The sequence below is a fragment of the Segeticoccus sp. genome (genome assembly GCF_035708005.1).
Genome location: NZ_DASSTI010000006.1, coordinates 1 through 23,074 on the forward strand (window position 1 = coordinate 1; position 23,074 = coordinate 23,074).

Sequence of the window (23,074 nt, forward strand, 5' to 3'; positions counted from 1 at the left end):
CACCCGCGGGTTCGACACCGCGGCGTTCACCGAGGTCGCCGACATCATCGCCCTGGCCCTGCAGCCCGACCTCGATGAGACCGCAGCGGCCACCCTGCGCGAACGGGTCACCACCCTCGCCAAGGACTACCCCCTCTACCCCTCACTAGGGTGAGCAGCGTTGGCGCTCAGCGTCTTTGACCTTTTCTCGATCGGGATCGGCCCCTCCAGCTCACACACCGTGGGTCCGATGCGGGCTGCCGTCACCTTCGTCACCGGGCTGAAGGAGGACGGCCTGCTCGAGTCCGTGCAGCGGGTGCACGCCGAGCTGTTCGGCTCCCTCGGTGCCACCGGTCACGGGCACGGCAGCGACAAGGCGGTGCTGCTCGGGTTGTCGGGTGAGGCGCCCGAGCAGGTCGATCCGCGGGCCGTCGACGGCACCCTCGACCGGATCCGCTCGGGCAAGCGCCTGCCGCTGCTCGGTGAGCACGAGATCGCCTTCGACGAGGACGACGACCTGGTCATGCACCGGCGCAAGTCGCTGCCGCTGCACCCCAACGGGATGACCTTCCACGCGTATGACGCCCACGGGGACCTCGTGCGGTCGCGCACCTACTACTCGGTGGGCGGGGGTTTCGTCGTCAACGAGGAGGCGGACGACACCGACGGAGCCGCCAAGATCGTGCAGGACGACACGAAGGTCACCCACCCCTTCCGCACCGGGGACGAGCTGTTGGCTCGGTGCCGGCAGACCGGCCTCCCGATCGACCAGGTGATGCTCGAGAACGAGCTGTCGTGGCGCACCGAGCAGGAGGTGCGCGACGGCCTGTTGCGGATCTGGGACGTGATGCAGGAGTGCGTCCAGAACGGCATCACCACCGAGGGCACGCTCCCGGGCGGCCTCAAGGTCCCCCGTCGCGCGCCGGGGCTGCGCACGCACCTCGAGCAGGAGTCCGACGCGGAGGACCCGCTGCGCGGAATGGACTGGATCACGCTCTACGCCCTGGCGGTCAACGAGGAGAACGCCGCGGGCGGTCGCGTCGTGACCGCACCGACCAACGGCGCCGCGGGCATCATCCCCGCCGTACTGCACTACTACACCCGGTTCGTGCCGGGCGCGGACGAGGACGGCGTGGTGCGCTTCCTGCTCACCGCCGGGGCCATCGGCGTGATCTACAAGGAGACGGCGTCGATCTCCGGCGCCGAGGTGGGCTGCCAGGGGGAGGTCGGGTCGGCCTGCTCGATGGCAGCGGGCGCCTTCGCCGCCGTCCTGGGTGGCACCCCGGAACAGGTCGAGAACGCCGCCGAGATCGGCATGGAGCACAACCTCGGCCTCACCTGCGATCCCGTCGGCGGCCTGGTGCAGATCCCCTGCATCGAGCGCAACGCCGTGGCCTCGGTCAAGGCGATCACCGCGGCCCGCACCGCGCTACGCGGCACGGGGACGCACATCGTCTCCCTGGACAAGGTCATCAAGACGATGCGGGAGACCGGCAAGGACATGAAGGTGAAGTACAAGGAGACCGCTCGCGGCGGGCTCGCCGTCAACGTCATCGAGTGCTGACGACGAGCCGCCGCTCGGTCGGTCACCGGCGGCCGCGCCCGCGCGCTGCGCGGTGCCGGCGCCGCCGGTTCAGTGAGCGCTGAGCGCGCGCCAGACGCCGCGGTCGGCGACGCCGTCGGCCCGGAGGTGGTGCGCCGTCTTGAAGCGGTTCACCCGCGTGCGGGTGGCCGGCCCGAAGACACCGTCCGGCTGCAGTCCGCCCAGCGCGTTCTGCAGGATCTTCACGGTCTGGCCGCGGGAGCCGGTCCGCAGCGTCTGTGCCTGCCAGCGGGAGAAGTCCCGCCCGAGGATCATCCACACCCAGCTACCCGCCACGCCATTGGCGGCCAGGCCGTTGCGCGACTTCAGCGTGTTGACCTTCTTGCGGGTCGCCGCGTCGAAGTAGTCGTTGACCGTCAGCCCGCCCAGGGCGCGCTTGAGGACGCGCACCGCCGGCTTGCGGTCGCCGTAGCGCAGGGCCGTCCGGTAGTAGGCGGCATACACCGGCTTGGGGGCACTTGACGTGGGGGCCGGCGCCGGTGCCGGCTTCGGGGCGGGCGCGGGCGCCGGAGCCGGCGCAGGAGCAGGAGCCGGCGCGGGCGGTGTGGCCGGGGTCGCGGTGGTGCCGTCCAGCGCCAGCCACGTGTCGTGGTCCGTCACGCCGGTGGCGGGGAGCTTGTGCGCGGTCTGGAAGGCACTGACGGCGGTGGCGGTCGCCGGACCGTACGCGCCGTCGACGTCGAGGCCGCCGAGGCGCTCCTGCACCGCCCGGACGGCAGCGCCGGTGCTGCCGACCCGCAGGACCGTGTTGTAGTACTTGGTGAGCAGGGGCCGCGTGGCGACCAGCGCGGCGCGCCACGTGTTGTAGCCGACGACCCCGTCCGCGGCGAGGCCGTGCGCACTCTGCCACGTGACCACGGCGGACTGGGTGGCCGGGCCGAAGTCCCCGTCCACCTGCGTGGACGGGATCCCGACCAGCTGCTGGATCGCCTTGACGACCGGCCCCTTCATGCCCTGGGACACGGTGATGCCGCTGAACATGACCAGCGACCGGTACAGGTCCGAGGAGCCGTCCTCGGGCCGCAGGACGCCGTGGGTGGGGCAGGCCTGCCTGTTGATCCCGGTGTAGCCGCTGGCCCAGTTGAGGTCGGCCGGGCGGCAGGGGCCGTACTCCTGCGTGGCCACCTGACCGCTCCACCAGGACGTCCGCAGCCGCGCGCCCGCCCAGGACAGGCTGATGTGCATGTGGTTGCGGTGGCAGACGCTGTCGTACGCCGAGGAGGTCAGGCTGCTGCAGGCGGTGCCTCCGTAGGAGTAGGTGCGCCACGCCCCCGGGTTCCACGACACCCACTGGCGGTTGTTCCAGATGATGTACATGATCCCCATCCGCCGGAAGTTGGCGGCATTGTTGGCCAGCGCCCAGTTGGCGAAGGCGTCGCCGTAGGCCTTGGTGCCGTTGCGGATGCTCACCCCCCAGTCGAGGGCACGGCCGTCGTAGTGTTCCGAGGTCGAGATGATGGGGTCCGTGCCGCAGGCGCGGGTGTCACTCGTGATCGTGGTGCCCGGGTAGGTCGCCCGCAGCAGGTTCTCCAGGGTCGCGGTGCCGGGCTGCACCTGGTTGACGCAGGAGTCGGCGCCGACATACGGCGCGTAGGTCTCGATCTCCGCAGGGAGGGCCCGGGACGGCCTCGGGACCGGCGCCGTCGTGGCGGTCGGCGCCGCGGGGGCGCTCGCGGGCGCCGACGCGGGGGTGGAAGGGTTGGCGGGAGCGGCCGTGGCCACGGGGGCGAGGGAGACCGCCGTGGCCAAGGAGGCCGAGGCCCCCAGGGTCACCTTGAGGGCAGGGGAAAGCGCGCGCAGGTTGGGGAGCATGTTGGGGAGTCTTTCGGCGCGTCGGCTTGCAATGTCAAGCCGTAACCAATAGGGGAGCGAGAGAAGTAGACCCCGGCCGCATCCCGTTGCGCAAGTGGTCCACGTGAAAAATGGGACGAACGGACGACAACGCCCCCGTCGAACGGCTGACTACCGAACTCGGCGCCCCATCAAGGGATCCGGCGGCCCGCACACGTCCGGGTGGAGGATCGCCGCCAGCACCTCGATCCCGTCCACCAGCCGCGGCCCCGGGCGTGCGAAGGACGCGTTGGCATCGACCGCCCACACCGGTATGCCGTCCGGCAGGCTCCGCGTCCCGGCGGTCAGCTCGGCAGCCCGCTCCAGCCCGAAGCCGCACGGGGCGCCCACGACCACCTGCGGGGCCGCGGCGTGCACCCGCTCCCACGAGGTGCGCGTGGACGGCGCGCCCGCAGTGCCGAGCACCGGCTCGCCGCCGGCGAGCCGCACCATCTCCGGCACCCAGTGCCCGGGGGCGAACGGCGGCTCGATCCACTCGAGCAACAGCGTGGGGACGGGCGGACGGCCGGCGACCTTCCGGCATACCTCCTCGATGCGGGTGCGCGCCGAGGCGACGAGTACGGACGCCGCCTCCTCGCACCCGACCGCGCGACCGATGGCGCGGACGGAGTCCAGGACCTCGTCCAGCGTGTGCGGGTCGGTGGTCAGCACCTCGGCGGTGCACCCGAGGTAGCCGAGGGCGTCGTTCACCTCCGAGACGTCCACCGCGCAGACGGCGCAGAGGTCCTGAGTCACCACGAGATCCGCCTCGAGCCCGGCCATCGCGCCGCGGTCGAGGTGGTAGAGGTCCTCACCGGCGGCGAGCCGTGCGCGCACCACCGCGTCGATCTGCTCGGGCGGCAGGTCCGGTGGTAGCGCGCTCGTGGACACGATGGTCCGCTCGCGCGCCTCCGGAGGGTGGTCGCACTCGAAGGTCACCCCGACCACCTGGTCACCGGCGCCGATCGCGAAGAGGATCTCCGTGGCCGACGGCAGCAGCGAGACGACACGCATCGTCAGCAGGCGGGGGTGGCGGTCTGCTGCGCCTCCGGCGGCGGGGTGAGGGCCTTGTAGTTGTCGCCGATGACGAGGTCCACCGAGGTCCCGGTGCGTCCGTCGAGGACGAGGTCGGCGCCCTTGAGCCAGTGCCGCACCAGCTTCGCCTGCTGCTCGCCGGCGCTGCCGTAGCGGATCTGGCCCACGCCGCGGACGTCGACGTTCAGCGGGTCGTTCGCCACGCTGCCGATCCGGAAGCCGTGGTCGCCGAGCTCGCGGGCGGCCGCGTTGGCGAGGCCGGAGCGTTTGGTGGCGTTGTAGACGTTGACGGTGATGCTCTCCGGCGTGATCGCGCCGCGGTTCCGGCGCTTGGCCGCTGCGGCGCTCGCACTCGCCGACGGGGTGGGGCTGCAGGAGGCGGACGGGGTCGAGGGGGCGGCGTTGGCCCGGCCGCTGTCGCCGACCCAGCCCTGGTAGTAGGCGAGGGAGTAGCCGAATCCGCCGACCAGCATCAGGACGACGACGGTCAGCGTGACGACGGCGCGGCGGTGCCGTCGGCGGCGGGCGGCCGCGAGGGCCGACTCGTGCGGGTAGCTCACGTCGGCTCCCTTCAGCCTCGACCCGCGGACGGGGTGCCGGACGGGCGCGCGCCGGACGTGCGGCACTGCTGCGTGGTGGACGGGGTGGGGGTCGGCTTGGCCGTCGCCTGCGCCTTGGGGACCATCGTCGTGTAGTCGTTGCCGATGAGCAGGTCCACCGTCGTGCTGGTGCGGCCGTCCCTGATGAGCTGGGCGCCCTTGAACTGCAAGGCGACCCGCCGGGCCGCGGGGTCACCGTTGATGCCGTAGTGGATCTCCACCGGGGCCTTCGGCATGGCGGCGTAGTTGCCGACCTTGCCGACCTTGAAGCCGCGCTTCTTCAGCTCGCCGGCGACGTCGGAGGCCCAGCCGGGGTGGTAGGTCGTGTTGTAGACGTTGACCGTGAACGTGCCGGGCTTGGCCGGGGGCAGCTTGACGAGGTCGCTGTACTTCGGACCCAGGACGAGGTCCACGGAGGGGTCGACCCGGTCGTCCTTGACCATCTTGACGTGGCCCTGCACCTCGTGCGCCACGGTCTGGGCGATCTTGCGGCCGATGGCGCCGAAGTGGACCTCGGCGACGCCGCTGACCGGGGTGTCGCCGTGGTAGTTGCCGACGCTGATGACGTGGAAGTGGCGCTTCTCGAGCCGGTTCGCGACGGTGTCGGCCAGGCCGCCGCGGTCCGTCGCATTGATGACTCGCACGTGGACCAGGTCGGGGGCCACGGTCGCGACCGGCTGCACGGTCGGCGTGCAGGTCGGGCTCGGCGCGGCGGTGGGTCGCTCGCTCAGGTTGCGGTTGTAGGTCAGCACGTAGCCGAACACGCACGCCAGGGCCACGACGACGGCGACCAGCACGGCGGCATGCCGATGACGCCGACGGCGTGCTTGCCGGTCGACGTCCGACTCGGTGCCCTCGGTCATGGGCTCACCCTTCCCCTGCGCAAGGAGCCTCGTGCCCGCCGATCATCTCTCGGGCCGCGCGATCCCTGAAGCAGCATGAGACAACAATGTGGTAGCGACCCGTCGGATCTCGCCCGGCGCGTCGGCCGTGGTCCGGCTCACGCCCACAGTGCGGACACTCGGAGGCCGTCATGGGAGACGGCTGAGCAGTTCCTGAGCGTCCGCTGAGGCTCGGTGGTCAGTCCAGCTCGAGGACCCGCGCGTGCAGGACCGGTCGCTGCTGCAGGGCCGCTCGGAGCGCCCGGTGCAGCCCGTCCTCGAGGTAGTAGGTGCCCTGCCAACGCACGACGTGGGCGAACAGGTCGCCGTAGAAGGTGGAGTCGACGTCCAGCACGGCCGCGAGGTCGAGGTGGCGCTTGGTGGTGACCAGCTCCTCCAGCCGGACCATCCGGGGCGCCACGTCGGCCCAGTCCTTGCTGGAGTGCCGGCCGTGGTCGGGGTAGGGGCGGTGGTCGCCCACGGCCTTGAAGATCACCGCGGCAGTGTGCCACGTGCGCTCGTCCGGCCGGGACGCCCCCGGCAGTAGAGTGCCGAAGGTGAGCGAGCAGAGCACCAGTGCGCCGTTGGACACCATCCGTGAGGGGTATGCCGTGCAGGGCCCCTCGCTCGACCTCGGCGCGGCGGTGTGGGACGGCACGCCCGACGCCTCCGTGCAGGTGCGCCTGCCGCTCGGCGTCCTCAGCCGGCACGGCCTCGTCGCCGGCGCCACGGGCACCGGCAAGACCAAGACCCTGCAGGTGCTCGCCGAGCAGCTCAGCGCCCAGGGGGTGCCGGTGTTCCTGGCCGACATCAAGGGGGACCTGTCCGGTATGGCGTCCGCCGGGGAGAGCAGTGACAAGCTCACCGAGCGTGCGGCGACCGTGGGGCAGACGTGGCAGGGCACGGCATACCCCGTGCAGTTCCTGTCGCTCGGTGGGCTGGGCGAGGGTGTCCCGATCCGCGCCACGGTGACCAGCTTCGGACCCACCCTGCTGTCCAAGGTGCTCGGGCTGAACGACACCCAGGAGTCCAGCCTCGGCCTGGTGTTCCACTTCGCCGACAAGCACGGCCTGCCGCTGCTGGACCTGAAGGACCTGCGGGCGGTCGTCCAGTACCTCACCTCCGACGAGGGCAAGGCGGACCTCAAGGCGCTCGGCGGTCTGTCCACGTCCACCGCCGGGGTGATCCTGCGCGAGCTGGTGGCCTTCGCCGACAAGGGCGCCGACGTCTTCTTCGGTGAACCGGAGTTCGACACCGCCGACCTCCTCACCGTGGGGGACGACGGGCGCGGGGTGGTCAGCTGCCTCGAGCTGCCGGCGGTGCAGGACCGGCCCGAGGTCTTCTCGACGTTCCTCATGTGGCTGCTCGCCGACCTCTTCCACGACCTGCCCGAGGTGGGGGACCCGGACAAGCCGAAGCTCGTCTTCTTCCTCGACGAGGCGCACCTGCTCTTCGACGACGCGTCCAAGGCGTTCCTCGACTCGATCGAGCAGACGGTCCGGCTGATCCGCTCCAAGGGCGTCGGGGTCTTCTTCGTCACCCAGAGCCCGAAGGACCTGCCCGACTCCGTGCTGGGCCAGCTCGGCAACCGGGTGCAGCACGCGCTGCGGGCGTTCACGCCCGACGACGCGAAGGCGCTCAAGGCGACCGTGTCGACGTTCCCCCGCAGCGACTACGACCTCGGCGAGCTGCTCACCCAGCTCGGCACGGGTGAGGCGGTGGTGACCGTCCTGTCCGAGCGCGGCGCACCCACTCCCGTGGCGTGGACCCGCATGCGAGCGCCGCAGTCGCTCATGGCCCCCTCGCCGGCGGAGACGATCGACGCCTCGATCAAGGCCTCGCCGCTGTCCGCGAAGTACTCCGAGCCGCTCGACCGCGAGTCGGCCTACGAGAAGCTGCAGGCCCGGCTCGAGCAGGCGCCGGCCGAGGACGCCACCACGGGTGCCGCCCAGGAGGCCGGCGGCTCGGGGGCCGCCGCTCCGGCCTCGACCACGAGCAAGCAGCCGCGTCGCACCACCGCGGAGGAGAAGTCCACGGTCGAGAAGGTGCTGGAGTCGAAGGCCTTCCACTCGGCCCTGCGCAGCGCGGGCACCGTGATCGGCCGCGAGATCACCCGCAGCCTCTTCGGCACCGCCCGACGTCGTCGCTGACGCCGGGCGGCGCCGCGGCCGAGGTCAGCCGGTCACGTCGGACCAGCCGCTCGCGGCGAACCGGCTCGCGTCCTGTGGCCTGCTGCCGTTGAACAGGACCCCGTCGGCGTCGTGCACCCGCACGCCGTCGACGAACACGCCGCGCCCCTCGTAGAGCGGGTCGGTGGTGTAGCGCCACCGCACGTTGGTCGTCCCGTCCGGCAGCTCGGCCGCAGCCTGGATCCACTGCCGTCCCTCGAACCCGGAGAACGCCCCGTCAGTGCTCCAGCGGAAGGCGTTGGCGTGCAGGCTGATCGGCACCTGCTGCCAGGTCGTGCCGTGGTCGGTGGACGCCTCGACCCGCCCGATGTCGGTCGACTCCGTGTCGTACCAGAGGTCGAAGTCCAGCTGCGCAGCGCCGTCGTGGCGGGGCAGCGGGATCGCCAGCGTCGACGTCGTGCGGTCCTGCGCCCCCGAGAACCAGGCGGTCCGGCCCTCGGCAGGCTGCACCGGCAGCGCGAGAGCGAGGTCACGGGCGACCGCGCGGCGCGAGGGGTTGTTGCTGCCCCAGTAACGGCTCGGGTGCACCCGGTTGGTGAGCAGGATGACGAACGACTTCGACAACGGGTCGATGACCAGGGACGTGCCGGTGTACCCGGTGTGCCCCGCGGTGACCGGGGAGCTGAGCGCGTCCATGTACCACCGCTGGTCGAGCTCGAAGCCGAGTCCGTGCTCGTTGCCGGGGAACGCCTGGTTGACGTTGCGGAACAGGGACCGGACGGAGTCGGCGGAGAGGATTCGGGTGTGGCCGTACTGGCCGCCGTTGAGCAGGGTCTGCGCCAGGATCGCGATGTCGTGCGTGGTGGAGAAGATCCCCGCGTGACCCGACACCCCGCCGAGGCAGTAGGCGTTCTCGTCGTGCACGGTGCCCCACACGATCCCGCGGTCGGTCCACGGCTGGTCCTCCTCGGCCGCGATCCGCGGCCGCAGGCTCGCCGGCGGGTTGAACATCGTGTCGTCCATCCCGAGCGGGCCGGTGATGTGCTGAGCGACCACCTGGTCGAGGGGCTGCCCGGTGACCGTCTCGATCACCTTGCCGAGCATCATCAGGTTGATGTCGCTGTAGACGTACTCCGTCCCCGGCGGGGCATCCGGCACCGTGGCGTAGACCGCGTCCCACTGCTCGGCGTGGGTGTCGTAGGTGCACAGCGAGGGCACCGGGTCCGGCTTGAGGCCGGAGGTGTGGGTGAGCAGGTTGCGGATGGTGATGTCGCCCTTGCCGTGCTGCGCGAACTGCGGGATGTATGCCGCCACGGGTGTGTCCAGCCCCAGCCTGCCCTGCTGGATCAGCTGCACGGCGGCAACGGAGGTGAACAGCTTGGTCATCGACGCCATGTCCCAGATGGTCGACGTGGTGGCCGGGATCCACTGGTCCTTCGGCAGGTCGGTGGGCGTGCTGTCGGCGTAGCGGCGCGCGTAGCCGACGGCCGCATCCTGGACCACCACGCCGTCGTGGGCAGCCAGGACGCTCGCGCCGGCATACTCCGGGCGGGTCGGCGAGGGCTGCAGGTACTGCGCGACGTCGGGCACCATCTGCGCGATCGGCCCGGGCTTGAGCCCGGCCTGCGCAGCGCTGCCCGGCTGCAGCGTCGTGGTCGGCGTGGAGAACACCAGGTCATCGGCGCTGACGGTCGGTGGCCCCGACCCCTCGTCGGCCACGGCCGCGGGGGCCTGCAGCGTCAGGGCCGCGCAGCAGGCCGCGGTCACCGCGACTGCCGTGCCGAGGAATCCTCGATGGGAAGAAAAATGACGTGGGGAGACCATGTCGCGGGAAATTACTCCTGATCGGGCGATTCGACAATGGTGGGCACGACCGGCTCTTGACCGACCGGTGTGACGTGGGTAACTTCCGGGGGATCGAGACCGCACAGTGATTTTCTCACCCTTGGAGCTCCCCATGGCCGAGCACACCGTTTCCCGCCGCCAGTTCGCCGCAGGTCTGTCCGGAGGGGTCGCGCTCGCCGCTGCGGCCGGCGCACTCCCCGCCCAGGCCGCACCTCGGGGCGGCTCCGATCCCCTGCCCACCGGCCTCGGGATCGGGAAGATGACGCTCGAGCAGAAGGTCGGGCAGCTGTTCGTGCAGCAGGTGTACGGCTCCGACGCCACCACTGCCGACGAGCGCAACCTGCCCCTGTACGGGGTGGCCTCGCCGGCGGAGGTGATCGCGAAGTACCACCTCGGCGGCGTCATCTACTTCACCTGGACCGACAGCGTGCAGAATCCGCAGCAGATCGTCGGTCTGTCCAACGGACTGCAACGGGCGGCCGTCGGCTCCGGGGCCGGCATACCGCTCGTGATCAGCGTTGACCAGGAGCAGGGCATCGTGACCCGCATCGGTCCGCCGGCCACGCAGTTCCCCGGCTCGATGGCCCTGGGTGCCGGCCGCAGCGTCGCGGACGCGCGGGTGGCTGCGGCCATCACCGGCCAGGAGCTGCTCGCGATGGGCATCCGCATCGACCACGCCCCCGACTCCGACGTCAACGTCAACCCGCTCAATCCGGTGATCGGGACGCGGTCGTTCTCCTCCCGCCCCGACCTGGTGTCCGAGATGGTGACCGCGCAGGTGCGGGGCTACCAGCACGACGCGCGGATCAGTGCCACCTGCAAGCACTTTCCCGGGCACGGCGACACGGCGACGGACAGCCACTTCGGGCTGCCGGTCATCACGCACACCCGTGAGGAGTGGGAGCGGATCGATGCGCCGCCGTTCCGGGCGGCGATCAAGGCCGGCACCGACCTGATCATGAGCGCACACCTGCTGGTGCCCGCGCTCGACGACTCCGGCGACCCGGCCACACTGAGCAAGCCGATCCTCACCGGCATCCTGCGTGGGGAGCTCGGCTACCAGGGCGTCATCATGACCGATGCGCTGAACATGCAGGGGGTGCGGGAGAAGTACGGTGACGCGGAGGTCGCGGTGCGCGCCGTGCTCGCGGGAGCCGACATGCTGCTCATGTCGCCGGCGATGGACGACGCGTACGGCGCGGTGCTCGACGCGGTCCGCAGCGGGCGCATCCCGCGGAACCGGCTCGACGAGAGCGTGCGGCGCATCCTGCAGCTGAAGGCCCGCAAGGGGATCCTTGCGCACCCGTACGTCGACCCGGCACGGGTCGACGACGTCGTCGGGACGCCGGAGCACCTCGCCACGGCGGACGCCGTCTCCAATCGGACGACCACGCTCGTCAAGAACGACGAGCAGGTGCTGCCGATGCAGGCGTCCGGGGCATCCCTGCTCGTCACCGGCTACGGCGTGACGACGACGCAGACGATCGCCGACGGGCTGGGCGCCAAGGGCGCGTCCGTCCAGCGAATCGTCACCGGCACCAGGCCGTCCGATGCCGAGGCGAAGGCGGCGGTCGCTGCCGCGGAGGGCAAGGACGCCGTCGTCGTCACCACCATGAACGCCCGGGGCTACGAGGAGCAGCAGGCGCTGGTCGCGGCCCTGGTGGGCACCGGCACGCCGGTCATCGTGGTGGCCGTACGGGATCCCTACGACATCGCCTACCTCACCGAGGCGAAGACCTACCTCGCCACCTACTCCTACAGCCCGGTCGCGCTGGAGGCGGCGGTGCGGGTGATCGCCGGCGAGGTCTCGCCCACCGCGACGCTGCCGGTCGACATCCCGACGGCCAGCGACCCGCAGAAGGTCCTCTACCCCTTCGGGTTCGGTCTGACCTACTGACGACCTGGCACCGAACGCAAGCGACATCGACAGGGTATGCCGGTCTGCCGGCATACCCTGTCGGCAACCCTTATCTGGGCCCGTGCGGCGCGGCGTGCCACTATGAGGGAAACGATTGACAGGTACTCCAAAGGTGGTGAAAATCCTTCACATGAGAGGTGACGCTGGCGCGGCCGTCGACTCCCCGACGGAACGACGCAACCCCGAGACCGTCGACCTCGACCTGCTGCCGACGCTCGACCTCGTCAAGCGGATCACGGCGGAGGACGAGCGGGTCATCGCCGCCGTCGCCGAGGCGACGCAGCAGATCGCCGCGGCCGTGGACCTGGCCGTCGCGGCCATCCGGGCCGGGGGGCGGGTGCACTACGTGGGGGCCGGCACGTCGGGTCGGCTGGCGGTGATGGACGCCGCCGAGCTGCGTCCGACCTACGGGGTGGGGGAGGAGTGGTTCGTGGCCCACCAGGCGGGGGGCTCGACCGCGGTCGAGCGCGCGGTCGAGAACGCCGAGGACGACGAGTCGCTGGCCGAGTCGGAGCTCGGGCCGCTGGGTGAGCACGACCTCGTCGTCGGGCTGACCGCCAGCGGGCGCACGCCGTACGTGGGAGCCGCGCTGCGCCATGCGCGTGCGTCGGGGGCGCGCACGACACTCGTGACCGCGAACCCGCGCTCGCCGCTGCAGGAGCTGGTCGACGTCGCGATCGTCTGTGACACCGGGCCGGAGGTGATCGCCGGGTCGACCCGGATGAAGGCCGGCACCGCCCAGAAGCTCGTCCTCAACACCTTCTCGACCGCCGTCATGGTGCGGCTCGGGCGGACCTGGTCGAACCTGATGATCACCATGCAGGCGGTGAACACCAAGCTGCGCGGTCGCTCCGTGACGATGCTCGAGCAGGCGAGTGACCGCAGCCCGGAGGAGTGCGCCCGCGCACTCGCCGAGTGCGACGGCGAGTTGCCCACCGCGCTGGTGTGCCTGCTCACTGACGTCGAGCCCGGGACGGCTCGGCGCGCGCTGGACGCGGCCGATGGGGTCGTCCGGCACGCCGTCGAGGCCCTGCGGGAGGGCTGACCGGACGCGGGGCCTCGCGGCGTCGTGACACCGGTGGCGCCAACTCGCAGTCCCTCCAACGGACGCGGTTGCGGGTCTCACAGCGGGGATGCCGAAATATCGGGAGGGGAAGCAATACCGTGTGCTCCATGAGGCATGAAGGAGATGGCAGCGGCGTCGGTCGGCCCACGTCCCCGGCGACGAACCAGGGGGCGCCGCTGCTCGTGCGGATCCGCGGGTTGCGACCGGCCCTCTCGCCGGCCGAGGACCGTGTTGCCGAGCAGGTGCTCCGCGACGCACGCCAGGCCTCGTCCTGGACCATCAGCCAGCTGGCCGCGGCCGCGGACACCTCCGAGACCACCGTGCTGCGCTTCTGCCGGCGACTGGACCTGGCCGGCTACCCCCAGCTGCGCCTGGCACTGGCCGCGGAGTCCGCCCAGCCGCGAACGCTGTCGGTCTCCCGCACGGACATCAGCGCCAAGGACTCGATCGACGACATCATCGCCAAGATCGCGTTCACCGACGCCAGTGCGGTGGAGGAGACGGCGCAGCAGCTCGACCCCGAGATCTTGGCCGAGGCGGCCCGCCGCATCGGGCAGGCCGGCCGGGTCGATGTCTACGGCGTCGGGGCGAGCGGGCTGGTCGCGGCCGACCTGCAGCAGAAGCTGCACCGGATCGGCTGCCTGTCCTTCGCGTGGAGCGACTCGCACCTGGCGCTGACCAGCGCGGCCCTCCTCGGCCGGCGTGACGTCGCGATCGCCATCTCCCACACCGGTGCCACCAAGGAGACGATCGAGTCGGCGGCGATGGCCAAGGAGCGTGGGGCGACCACCATCGCGATCACCAACTTCCCACTGTCGCCACTCGCGCGGGCGAGCGACCTGGTCCTGACCACCGCGGCCCGCGAGACGGCCCTGCGCTCGGGCGCGACGGCCAGCCGCATCGCCGCCCTCACCGTCATCGACTGCCTCTACATCGCGGTCGCCCACCGCAACCTGCCGGCCGCCCGGAAGGCGGTCAAGAGCACCCGCGTGGCGGTCTCCCGGCACCAGGTGTCGGAGGAGGACTGAGCGCTCCCGGACCCGGGCGCCGACCGGTGCCGCGGCTGGTCGCCGCGTGCCCGGCATACCGTCCTCGACACGGCGGGTCTTTTTGTCGCGGTTGATCCTTGACCTGCCCGCGTCGGTACGGCAGCGTGAACAGGCGGAGCACCCACCGGTGCTACGCGTCCGTACACGGAAGGAAGCGCGCACATGACGAGTAACGTCGAGGCGCCAGGAAGACATGGGGTCGCGGGTGATGACTCGCGGCTGAAGAAGGACCTGGGCCCGATCAGTCTGCTCTTCACGGCCATCGGTTCGATCATCGGCTCGGGGTGGCTGTTCAGCTCGCTGCACGCTGCTGAGCAGGCCGGACCCGGAGCCCTGATCTCCTGGATCATCGGCACCATCATGTTCATCTTCATCGGGCTCAGCTACTCCGAGCTCGGCGTGATGTTCCCGCACAGTGGTGGTGTTGCCCGTTACCCGCACTATGCATTCGGCTCGTTCGCGAGCTACTCGATGGGCTGGGTCACCTGGCTCGCCTGTGCCGCCGTGGCACCCGTCGAGGTGTCCGCGGTCCTCACCTACGCGACGAACTACCTGCCCTGGCTGGAGAACAAGAACACGACGCTGACCGGTGGCGGCATCCTGGTCGCCGTCGCGCTCATGGCGGTGTTCGTGCTCATCAACTTCTTGGGGATGCGTTGGTTCGCCCGCATCAACAACGTGTTGGTGTGGTGGAAGCTCGGGATGATCGCCTTGGTCATCATCGCCTTCCTCGTGGTGAAGTTCCACCCCTCGAACCTGCACGCCTTCGGTGGCTTCACCCCCTACGGTTGGCACGGCGTGTTCACCGCCATCCCGGCTGCCGCGATCGCGTTCTCGTTCTTCGGGTTCCGTCAGGGCATCGAGCTCGCCGGCGAGACGGACAACCCCAAGCGCAACGTGCCGATGACCCTCATCGGCTCGGTCGTGATCTGCGGGATCCTCTACATCCTGCTGCAGCTCGCCTTCCTCGGCTCGGTGCCCGGCGCCGCGGTGTCCAAGGCCGGGTGGGCGAAGGTCGGCGAGAACTTCACCGGCGACACCCAGGTCCTCGCGCAGTTCGGCCCGCTGGCGGCCATCGCCGGTGTGCTCGGCCTGACCTGGCTGGCGGTCCTGCTCTACGCGGACGCGATCATCTCCCCCGGGGACACCGGTCTGATCTACACCAGTGTCACCGCCCGCATGTCCTACGCCATGGGCCGCAACCGCAACGCGCCGAAGAGCCTGTCCACCGTCAACGACAACGGTGTGCCGTGGATCAGCCTGATCCTCGCGTTCATCGTCGGCTGCATCTTCTTCCTGCCGTTCCCGAGCTGGCAGAGCCTGGTCGGGATCGTCACCAGCATGACGGTGCTGTCCTTCGGCAGCGGCCCGATCGTGCTGCTGACGCTGCGCAAGCAGCTGCCGGACCAGGAGCGTCCGTTCCGGCTCGGCGGAGCGTGGGTCATCGCGTCCCTGGCCCTGCTGTCGACGAACCTCATCATGTACTGGGCCGGCTGGGACCAGGTCTGGAAGATGATGGCCGCCATCCTGCTCGGTTACGTCCTGCTGGCGATCTTCCAGGCGCTCGACAAGGGGCACGCCCCCAAGCTCGACTTCGCGCACGGCTGGTGGGTGCTGATCTGGTTCGGCGGCATCGCCCTGGTCAGCTACCTCGGTGGCTACCCCGACAAGTCGCTGCACGCCGGCAACCTCGGCGTCTGGGGCTTCTACGGCGGCATCATCGCCAACGTCGTCCTGACGATCATCGTGCTCGGGGTCGCCTGGCGGTGCCAGCTGCCGGGACACCGCGTCCGCGAGATCCTCGCCGAGTCCGACAACCCGGAGGCGGTCACCCCCGCGGCGGCCCACTGACGGGCCGGTCGGCGCCCCCTCGAGGTGGGCGCCGACCGTCGCGGCAGTCGACGAGGCCCGCACCTGTTTCAGGTGCGGGCCCCGTTGTGTCGGCGGCTCCTGACGACTGCGCCGGTTGCCGTCTCCTCGGCGGAGGATGCGGGATTTGAACCCGCGAGGGTGGTTAACCCAACACGATTTCCAATCGTGCGCACTAGGCCACTATGCGAATCCTCCGCGCAGGAGGGTACCGGAGGCCCGGCTCGTCCTCCCAATCGGCCGGGCCCGCCGGAGCTCCACGGCTCGGTGCCGGGCACCATGGCGGCCCTGGGTGTGGTGGTGGGCGCTGGCCGGTTTCGGTTCCGCGGCGGGGCTGACCTAGACTCGTGGCCAGACCCCCCGCGTGGTGGTACCTCACCGAACTCCCCCAGGGCAGGAATGCAGCAAGGGCACGTGAGCTCTTCCAGGTACGTGGGGGGTCCTTGCGTGCCCGGGACGGGCTCGGCGGCGTGCCGACTTCTGCCCGGTCGAGGCGCGCGGGGTGGGGACGGGCTCGGCGGCGTGCCGACTTCTGCCCGGTCGAGGCGCTCGGGCTGGGGACGGGCTCGGCCGCGTGCCGACTTCTGCCCGGTCGAGTCAGTCCCGGTGCGCCTCCGACAACGACCGCACCCGCCCACGGCCCCAGCTGACGAGGACGGCTCCGAGCGCGACGAGGAGGACGAACGACCCGGCGCCGAGCCCGGAGTGGTGGGCCACGGCGGTGGCGCCGGTCACCGCGATGGCGACGACCAGGATCGGGTAGAGCAGCCAGAGCAGCAGGACCGCCAGACCGCCGTGCTGGCCGAAGGCGGCCCCCGGCGCCCGGCCGCGGAACGCCGCGATGAGGTGGCCGCCGGCGAACACCCCACCGGTCAGCAGCGCCCAGGCCATCGCGACCAGGTGCACGCCGGCGCCGAGGACCAGGGCGACGCCGACGAGGACGGTGGTGACGGCATACAGGCCGAGGGGGACGACCAGGTGGGCGAGCGACTCGCGGTCGGGCTCGATCCCGAGCAGAGGCGTGGTGCCGGCGTTGTCGGCCTCGATCCGCAGCCCCTCGGCGAAGACACCGAACCCGAGGTAACCCACGATCGCGCTCAGCAGCGCGAACAGGCTCGGGGCGTGGGAGGTGTTGACGGTCGTCGCGAGAGCGGCCACCCCGATGGCGCAGCCGAGGACGCCCGGCAGCACCGAGCGGGGCGAGCGGCGCAGCCCGAGCAGGTCGCGCCGGACCACCACGGCGACGGGGCCGCTGGGCTTCAGCCGGATCGCCCGCCCGCGGGGGGCGCGTGCCGAGCGCGAGGCGATGTTGAGGCGCACCGCGCGCAGGTCACCGGCCAGCAGGGCCCCGCCGTTGGCGATCGAGCTGGCCGCCTGCTCCCGCAGGCCGGCGATGTGCAGCTGGCGCAACGAGGTCCGCGCCCGCAGGAAGGTCGACAGCCCGCGCCGCCCCGTCGGCCACGATCGCACCTGTCCCCACAGCCACGCCCCCGCGCAGACCAGGCCGACGACCGCCCCGGCCACCGCGCCGATGCCGACCGAGACCGGTCCGGCCAGCCCGGCGATCGCGACGCCCGCCCCGAGCACGAGACCGATGAGGATGCCGCCGGCGAGGCAGCCGAACAAGCTGAGGCGCCAGTGCTTCCGCAGGCTCGTGGCCCGGTCGATCGGGCTGGCGGCGACGAGGTCGAGGTAGGGCAGCTGTGGCACCACCGGCCCACGCACCGGCCCGAGCCAGAAGGCCAGCAGGACCAGGCCGACCGACACAGCCACTCCCACGCCGGTCCCGATCGCCGGGGTCAGGTGCTGCTCGAACCACTTCGGGTCGATGAAGCGCAGCAATGCCTGGATGGCCGGCACGCCGTAGCCGGCGGCGGCGATCACGGCGACGTACACGGCATACAGCGCGTTGCTGGTGGACTTGTCGCGGTGCTCGCCGAAGATCACCTGCCGGGCGCGCTCCAGGCGCGCCCGGTCCTCGCGCGCGTCCGGCCGGGTCGGGGTGCCGCTGCCGGCGTTGGTGCCGGTGCTCATTCGTCGCCGAGGTCGAGGACGTAGTCGGCGAGCGCCTCGGTCATCTCAGGATCGTGGCAGGCGATCACCAGCGTGGCGCCGGCGCCCTTGCGGTCGGCCAGGATCCGGGTGAGCAGCCGCCGCTTGTGGGTGTCGAGCCGCTGCTCGGGCTCGTCGAGCAGCAGCACGCTCGAGGGCCGGAACAGCACCAGCGCGAGCTGGAACAGCTGCTGCTGACCCGAGGACAGCTCGTGCGGGAACCGCTTCGCGAGGTGACCGATCTCCAGCAGCTCGAGCATGGACTCGGCCCGCGACCACGCGTCACCCGGTGCGCCGCCCCAGGTGGAGTCGATGAGGATCAGGTGGTCGCCGAGGGTGAGGTCCCGGTAGGTCGTCGACGGCCCCAGCAACGCCGCCACGTGCGTGCGCGTGTGCGCGGTGCGCTCGTCGAGGGCCTGCCCGTCCAGCTGCGCCTCACCGGTCGTGGCGGGCAGCGTGCCGGCGAGGATGCGCAGCAGCGTCGTCTTGCCGCTGCCGTTCGGGCCGCGCAATACCAGGCACTCCCCGGGCCGGGCCTCCAGGTCGACCGGCGCCAGCAGCGTCGTCTCTCCCGTCACCTTGCTCACGTCGTTCGCCCGGATCATCGCCACCGCGCCAGTGTCGCAGGTGCGGCCCGCCCGGTATGCCGTGTGCCTGCCCGGGTGCCGACGCCCCGCTGCTTGCCACAGGGCCTCTTGCTGCGGGCTCCTCGGTGCTCCGGGTCTCGCTGCGCTCGTTTCCTCACACCGTCGTCGCCCACAGGGTCTCTCTGCTGCGGGCTCCTCGGTGCTCCGGGCCTCGCTGCGCTCGTTTCCTCACACTGTCGTCGCCCACAGGGCCTGCCACCGTGTCCGCTCGGCCTACTAATGTCATGGCGTGACCACCGCCCTGTACCGCCGCTACCGGCCGGAGACGTTCGCGGACGTCATCGGCCAGGAGCACGTCACCGAGCCGCTCATGCAGGCACTGCGGTCGGGGCGGATCGGACACGCCTACCTGTTCAGCGGCCCCCGCGGCTGCGGCAAGACCACCAGCGCGCGGATCCTCGCCCGTTGCCTCAACTGCGAGCAGGGCCCGACGCCGGAGCCGTGCGGCACGTGCGCGTCCTGCGTGGCCCTCGCCCGGGGCGGCCCCGGCAGCGTGGACGTCATCGAGATCGACGCCGCCAGCCACGGCGGTGTCGACGACGCCCGCGACCTGCGCGAACGCGCGTCCTACGGCCCGGCGCAGTCGCGCTACAAGGTCTACATCATCGACGAGGCGCACATGGTGACGCCGCAGGGCTTCAACGCGCTGCTGAAGATCGTCGAGGAGCCGCCGGAGCACGTGAAGTTCGTGTTCGCGACGACCGAGCCGGACAAGGTGATCGGCACCATCCGCTCGCGGACCCACCACTACCCGTTCCGGCTGGTCCCGCCGCAGCGCCTGACCACCTACATGGAGCAGCTCTGCGAGGCCGAGGGGGTCGCCATCGAGCCGGGCGTCCTGTCCTTCGTCGTGCGTGCCGGCGGCGGCTCGGTCCGCGACTCGCTGTCGGTGCTCGACCAGCTCATCGCCGGCTCGGGGCCGGAGGGGCTGACCTACCACGGCGCGGCCGCGCTGCTCGGCTTCACCGACGGAGAGCTGCTCGACGCGACGGTCGAGGGGATCGCCGCCGGTGACGCCGGTGCGGTCTTCCGTCAGGTCGACCGCGTCATCGAGTCCGGCCACGACCCCCGCCGGTTCGTCGAGGACCTCCTCGAGCGGTTGCGCGACCTCATCATCATCGCCGCGGTGCCCGACGGCGCCGCCTCCGTGCTGCGCACCCTGCCCGAGGACCAGCTCGAGCGGATGCGCCAGCAGGCGGCGTCCATGGGCGCGGGCACCCTGTCGCGGGCGGCGGACATCGTCAACGCCGGTCTCACCGAGATGACCGGCGCGACCGCGCCCCGGCTGCAGCTCGAGTTGATCTGCGCGCGCGTGCTGTTGCCGGCCGCTTCCGGCGAGGGTGGGTATGCCGCGCGCCTCGACCGCCTCGAACGTCGCCTCGACATGGGCTCGCTGCGGCCCCCCGCCGCCGGGCGGACCCAGCCGGTCGAGCAGGCCGGCCCCGCGCCGCGGTTCCAGCCACCGGAGGCGCCCGAGCCGCCCGCGGACCGGCCGGACGAGCGCCCCGCCGCGTCCCCCGAGCCCCCCGCCGGGTCCCCCGGGCGCCCCGCGCCGTCGGGCCCCCAGCAGCCCGCCGCTGCGCCACCCCCACCGGAGCGTCCGGCCTCGTCGGCCCCCACCCACGCCCCGGCGCGCCAGCCCGAGCGCCCCGGGCCTGAACCAGCCACGCCCGACCCCGCGTCCGCGCCGACCGAGCCCGTGTCCGGGCCGCCCGAGCCCGCCGTGCCGCCAGCAGCGGTGGCAGACACCGAGAGCGCGCGAGCCGCCCACCCGGTCACCCCCGGTGGCATCGACACCGAGGCCATCCGCCGGTCCTGGCCCGATGTGCTGCAGCGCGTCAGCAAGATCTCGCGGGTCACCTGGTCCCTGGTGTCCGAGAACGCCACGGTGCTCGACTACGACGGCCGACGCCTGCTGCTGGGCATCAGCACCCTGGGCATCGCCAACGCCTTCCGCGGCCGCAACCACGCCGAGGTGATCCGGCAGGCGCTCGTCGAGGTGCTCGGCGTGGACGCCACGGTCGAGGGACGCCCGAGCACCCCGGAGGACCGCCTCGGGGGCCAGGGCGGGCATCCGTCGGCCGGTCCACCACCACCTCCAGCCCCGGCTGCCGGCTCGCCGAGCGATCCGGGCGGCGGGAGCCACCCGGACGCCCCGTCGCGATCGCCTCGGCGTCCCGGTCCCGCGGAATCCAGCCCCGGCGGACGGCCGTCGGGGGCGACCCGTCCGGAGGACCTCGGGGTCGCGCCGTCGTCGATCGGCCGGACGGACCCCGGTGGCGAGGGCTGGAACGCCTCCGCCGCACCGCCCCCGGACTGGGCCACGGCCAGCGGCTCCGCTTCGGCCGGGCCGGCTCGGCCGGAGCGCAGCGAGCGGCCGGACCCCGCCGCGCGCCACCTGCGGTCGGTCCCCTCCGACGGCGACGCCAGCGCCGACGACGAGGACATCGAGGAGGCCGGCGCCGTCGGGCAGCCGGTGATCGAGAGCGTGCTCGGGGGAACCGTCATCGAGGAACGGGACCAGTAGTGCTCTACCACCTGAGCCGCTTCGTCCTCCGCCCCCTGGCGCGTGCCATCTGGCGTCCGACGGTGACCGGCAAGGAGCACATCCCCGCCGAGGGGCCGGTGATCATCGCCAGCAACCACCTGTCCTTCATCGACAGCATCACCATCATCCTCGTCGCGCCCCGTCAGGTCGCCTTCCTCGCCAAGGCCGAGTACTTCACCGGCAGCGGCGTCCGGGGGGCGCTCAGCCGGTGGTGGTTCGAGTCGATCGGCATGATCCCGGTGGAACGCGACGACCACCGGGCGGCCCAGGCCTCGCTGGACATCGCCTACGACGCGCTGCAGGACGGCAAGGCGTTCGGCATCTACCCCGAGGGCACCCGGTCCCGCGACGGCCGGCTCTACCGGGGCAAGACCGGGGTCGCCTGGCTGGCCCTCAAGGCGGGTTGCCCGATCGTCCCGGCGGCCCTTGCCGGCACCCAGGACATCCAGCCGGTGGGCACCCGCATCCCCCGCGTTCGCAAGGTGAGCGTGCAGTTCGGGGAGCCGATCCAGGTCGGCGGCCGGTTCGACGGCATGCCGATGGGGCGCGCGCGGCGGGTGCTCACCGACGAGGTGATGGACGCCGTACACGCCCTGTCGGGGCAGGAGTTGGCGGGCGTCTACAACGAGCGGCCCAAGCATCCACCGGGGGCCACGGAGGCTTAGGGTCGTCCTTGTGTATGAGGGCGTGGTCCAGGACCTGATCGACGAGCTCGGCCGGCTGCCGGGCGTGGGGCCCAAGAGTGCCCAGCGCATCGCCTTCCACCTGCTGCAGGCCGACCCGGCCGACGTCAAGCGGCTCGTCGACGCGCTCTCGGAGGTCAAGGCCAGGGTCCGCTTCTGCGACGTGTGCGGCAACGTGGCCGAGGCCGAGCTGTGCCGCATCTGCCAGGACCCGCGCCGGGACCCCTCGATCGTGTGCGTGGTGGAGGAGCCCAAGGACGTCGTCGCGATCGAGAAGACCCGGGAGTTCCGCGGCCGCTACCACGTGCTCGGCGGCGCGATCAGCCCGATCGAGGGGGTGGGCCCGGACGACCTGCGGGTGAAGGAGCTGATGACCCGCTTGTCCGACGGGGAGATCACCGAGATCATCATCGCGACGGACCCGAACCTCGAGGGCGAGGCGACCGCGACCTACCTTGCGCGGCTGCTGCGTCCGCTGGGGTTGCGGGTGACCCGTCTGGCCTCCGGCCTGCCGGTCGGCGGCGACCTGGAGTACGCCGACGAGGTCACCCTCGGCCGGGCGTTCGAGGGAAGGAGGCTGATCGATGTCTGACACCTGGGACCCCACGGTGACGCCGGATGGCGCCACCGGTGACGGGACCACGCACGAGACCGGCGCCTCTGCCGACCTGCGGCTCCTCGCCGAGGAGACCGCCCGGGAGGCGCGGACCTTCGTCTCGACCGTGCGGGAGGTGGCCTCGGGGTCGGCGCCGGAGAGCGCCATCCCTTTGCTGCTGCTCGCGCTGTCGCAGGTGCTGGTGACCGGCGCCCGGCTCGGTGCGATCACCGACATCGTCCCGGCGGAGCGCTACGAGCCCGACTCCGGCCCGGACCCCGACCTCGACCCGGTGCGCCAGGGCCTGGCGAACCTGTTCGAGGGCATCGACGACTACGCCGACCTCGTCGACCCGGTCACCTCCCTGGAGGTCACCCGCGGGTCGGTCTCCAACGACGTCTCGATGATCTGCGAGGGCCTCGGCCACGGGCTGCGGCACTACGACGCCGGGCAGGTCACCGAGGCGCTCTGGTGGTGGCAGTTCAGTTACCTGTCGTCCTGGGGAGAGCGGGCCGCCAGCGCCCTGCGGCTGCTCCAGGGAGTGCTGTCCCACCTGCGCCTCGATGCCGACGAGGAGACCGTGGCGGACGCCGAGTTCGACGCACTGCACCCCTGACCGGCCCCTCAGCCGGCTCGTTGCTGGTGCTTGGCGACTCGCGAGTCCCGAACCACCAGCAACAAGGCGAGCAGAGCCAGCAGGGCGAGCGGGGCGAGGGAGCGGGACGAGGCTGTTTCGGCATACGGGC

18 protein-coding genes, 1 tRNA gene and 1 other RNA gene are annotated in these 23,074 nt (G+C 71.7%); 11 read left to right on the forward strand and 9 right to left on the reverse strand.

All coding sequences use genetic code 11. The features are described 5' to 3' along the window. The first annotated feature begins 160 nt into the window (after positions 1-160). Positions 161-1,543, forward strand: a complete 1,383-nt coding sequence (locus VFL99_RS00425; RefSeq protein WP_325104342.1) for an L-serine ammonia-lyase — start codon at positions 161-163, stop codon at positions 1,541-1,543. 69 nt (positions 1,544-1,612) lie between these two features. On the opposite strand, the gene VFL99_RS00430 is transcribed toward VFL99_RS00425, so the two are convergent. The 5 genes from VFL99_RS00430 to VFL99_RS00450 form a co-directional block, all read right to left on the reverse strand. Further along, the gene (locus VFL99_RS00430; RefSeq protein ID WP_325104343.1) at positions 1,613-3,394 is read right to left on the reverse strand and encodes a peptidoglycan-binding domain-containing protein; all 1,782 of its coding nucleotides are present in this window, start codon (positions 3,392-3,394) and stop codon (positions 1,613-1,615) included. A gap of 150 nt (positions 3,395-3,544) precedes the next feature. Continuing rightward, positions 3,545-4,426 carry a cobalamin-binding protein gene (locus tag VFL99_RS00435; protein ID WP_325104344.1) on the reverse strand — a complete coding sequence of 294 codons (882 nt, stop codon included), beginning with the start codon at positions 4,424-4,426 and terminating at the stop codon, positions 3,545-3,547. 2 nt (positions 4,427-4,428) lie between these two features. Continuing rightward, complete coding sequence (locus VFL99_RS00440) at positions 4,429-5,007, reverse strand: LytR C-terminal domain-containing protein (RefSeq protein WP_325104345.1); 579 nt, start codon at positions 5,005-5,007, stop codon at positions 4,429-4,431. Positions 5,008-5,018: 11 nt separating this feature from the next. Then, positions 5,019-5,909, reverse strand: a complete 891-nt coding sequence (locus VFL99_RS00445) for a LytR C-terminal domain-containing protein (RefSeq protein ID WP_325104346.1) — start codon at positions 5,907-5,909, stop codon at positions 5,019-5,021. A 217-nt stretch (positions 5,910-6,126) separates the two neighbouring features. After that, entirely contained in the window at positions 6,127-6,423 is a 297-nt protein-coding gene (locus VFL99_RS00450) for a type II toxin-antitoxin system VapB family antitoxin (RefSeq protein WP_325104375.1), read from the reverse strand. A gap of 61 nt (positions 6,424-6,484) precedes the next feature. On the opposite strand from VFL99_RS00450, the gene VFL99_RS00455 reads away from it, so the two are divergent. Further along, positions 6,485-8,077: a helicase HerA-like domain-containing protein gene (locus VFL99_RS00455; protein WP_325104347.1), complete on the forward strand. Its 1,593-nt coding sequence runs from the start codon at positions 6,485-6,487 to the stop codon at positions 8,075-8,077. A 24-nt stretch (positions 8,078-8,101) separates the two neighbouring features. Here the strand turns inward: VFL99_RS00455 and VFL99_RS00460 are convergent, their stop codons facing one another. After that, positions 8,102-9,880, reverse strand: a complete 1,779-nt coding sequence (locus VFL99_RS00460; RefSeq protein ID WP_325104348.1) for a serine hydrolase — start codon at positions 9,878-9,880, stop codon at positions 8,102-8,104. Positions 9,881-10,013: 133 nt separating this feature from the next. On the opposite strand from VFL99_RS00460, the gene VFL99_RS00465 reads away from it, so the two are divergent. The 4 genes from VFL99_RS00465 to VFL99_RS00480 all read left to right on the forward strand — a co-directional run bounded on the left by VFL99_RS00465 (position 10,014) and on the right by VFL99_RS00480 (position 15,785). After that, entirely contained in the window at positions 10,014-11,798 is a 1,785-nt protein-coding gene (locus VFL99_RS00465) for a glycoside hydrolase family 3 protein (protein ID WP_325104349.1), read from the forward strand. 151 nt (positions 11,799-11,949) lie between these two features. Next, positions 11,950-12,864 (forward strand): N-acetylmuramic acid 6-phosphate etherase, encoded by a 915-nt coding sequence (locus VFL99_RS00470; RefSeq protein WP_325104350.1) that lies wholly within the window; start codon positions 11,950-11,952, stop codon positions 12,862-12,864. A 128-nt stretch (positions 12,865-12,992) separates the two neighbouring features. Further along, entirely contained in the window at positions 12,993-13,913 is a 921-nt protein-coding gene (locus tag VFL99_RS00475) for a MurR/RpiR family transcriptional regulator (RefSeq protein ID WP_325104351.1), read from the forward strand. A gap of 183 nt (positions 13,914-14,096) precedes the next feature. Then, a complete protein-coding gene (locus VFL99_RS00480) occupies positions 14,097-15,785 on the forward strand; it encodes an APC family permease (protein WP_325104352.1) in 1,689 nt (562 codons plus the stop codon). A 130-nt stretch (positions 15,786-15,915) separates the two neighbouring features. Here the strand turns inward: VFL99_RS00480 and VFL99_RS00485 are convergent. Beyond that, positions 15,916-16,001: transfer RNA gene (locus VFL99_RS00485), tRNA-Ser, on the reverse strand. Positions 16,002-16,154: 153 nt separating this feature from the next. Between VFL99_RS00485 and ffs the strand changes: the two genes are divergently transcribed. Further along, an RNA gene (ffs, locus tag VFL99_RS00490) (signal recognition particle sRNA small type) lies at positions 16,155-16,251 on the forward strand. A 149-nt stretch (positions 16,252-16,400) separates the two neighbouring features. Here the strand turns inward: ffs and VFL99_RS00495 are convergent. Beyond that, complete coding sequence (locus VFL99_RS00495; RefSeq protein ID WP_325104353.1) at positions 16,401-17,837, reverse strand: DUF6297 family protein; 1,437 nt, start codon at positions 17,835-17,837, stop codon at positions 16,401-16,403. Next, on the reverse strand, positions 17,834-18,460 hold the full coding sequence (locus VFL99_RS00500) for an ABC transporter ATP-binding protein (protein ID WP_325104376.1): 627 nt from the start codon (positions 18,458-18,460) through the stop codon (positions 17,834-17,836). The genes VFL99_RS00495 and VFL99_RS00500 overlap by 4 nt, the downstream gene beginning before the upstream one ends. A gap of 271 nt (positions 18,461-18,731) precedes the next feature. On the opposite strand from VFL99_RS00500, the gene VFL99_RS00505 reads away from it, so the two are divergent. From VFL99_RS00505 to VFL99_RS00520, 4 genes are read left to right on the forward strand one after another with little or no spacing between them, the layout of a single operon-like run. After that, positions 18,732-21,029, forward strand: coding sequence for a DNA polymerase III subunit gamma and tau (locus VFL99_RS00505; protein WP_325104354.1), 2,298 nt, complete (start codon positions 18,732-18,734; stop codon positions 21,027-21,029). Further along, on the forward strand, positions 21,029-21,715 hold the full coding sequence (locus VFL99_RS00510) for a lysophospholipid acyltransferase family protein (RefSeq protein ID WP_325104355.1): 687 nt from the start codon (positions 21,029-21,031) through the stop codon (positions 21,713-21,715). Before VFL99_RS00505 ends, VFL99_RS00510 begins: the two co-directional genes overlap by 1 nt. Positions 21,716-21,725: 10 nt before the next feature. Beyond that, positions 21,726-22,325, forward strand: coding sequence for a recombination mediator RecR (gene recR / locus VFL99_RS00515; protein ID WP_325104356.1), 600 nt, complete (start codon positions 21,726-21,728; stop codon positions 22,323-22,325). Beyond that, positions 22,318-22,944, forward strand: coding sequence for a DUF5063 domain-containing protein (locus VFL99_RS00520; RefSeq protein WP_325104357.1), 627 nt, complete (start codon positions 22,318-22,320; stop codon positions 22,942-22,944). The genes recR and VFL99_RS00520 overlap by 8 nt, the downstream gene beginning before the upstream one ends. The last annotated feature ends 130 nt before the right edge of the window (positions 22,945-23,074 follow it).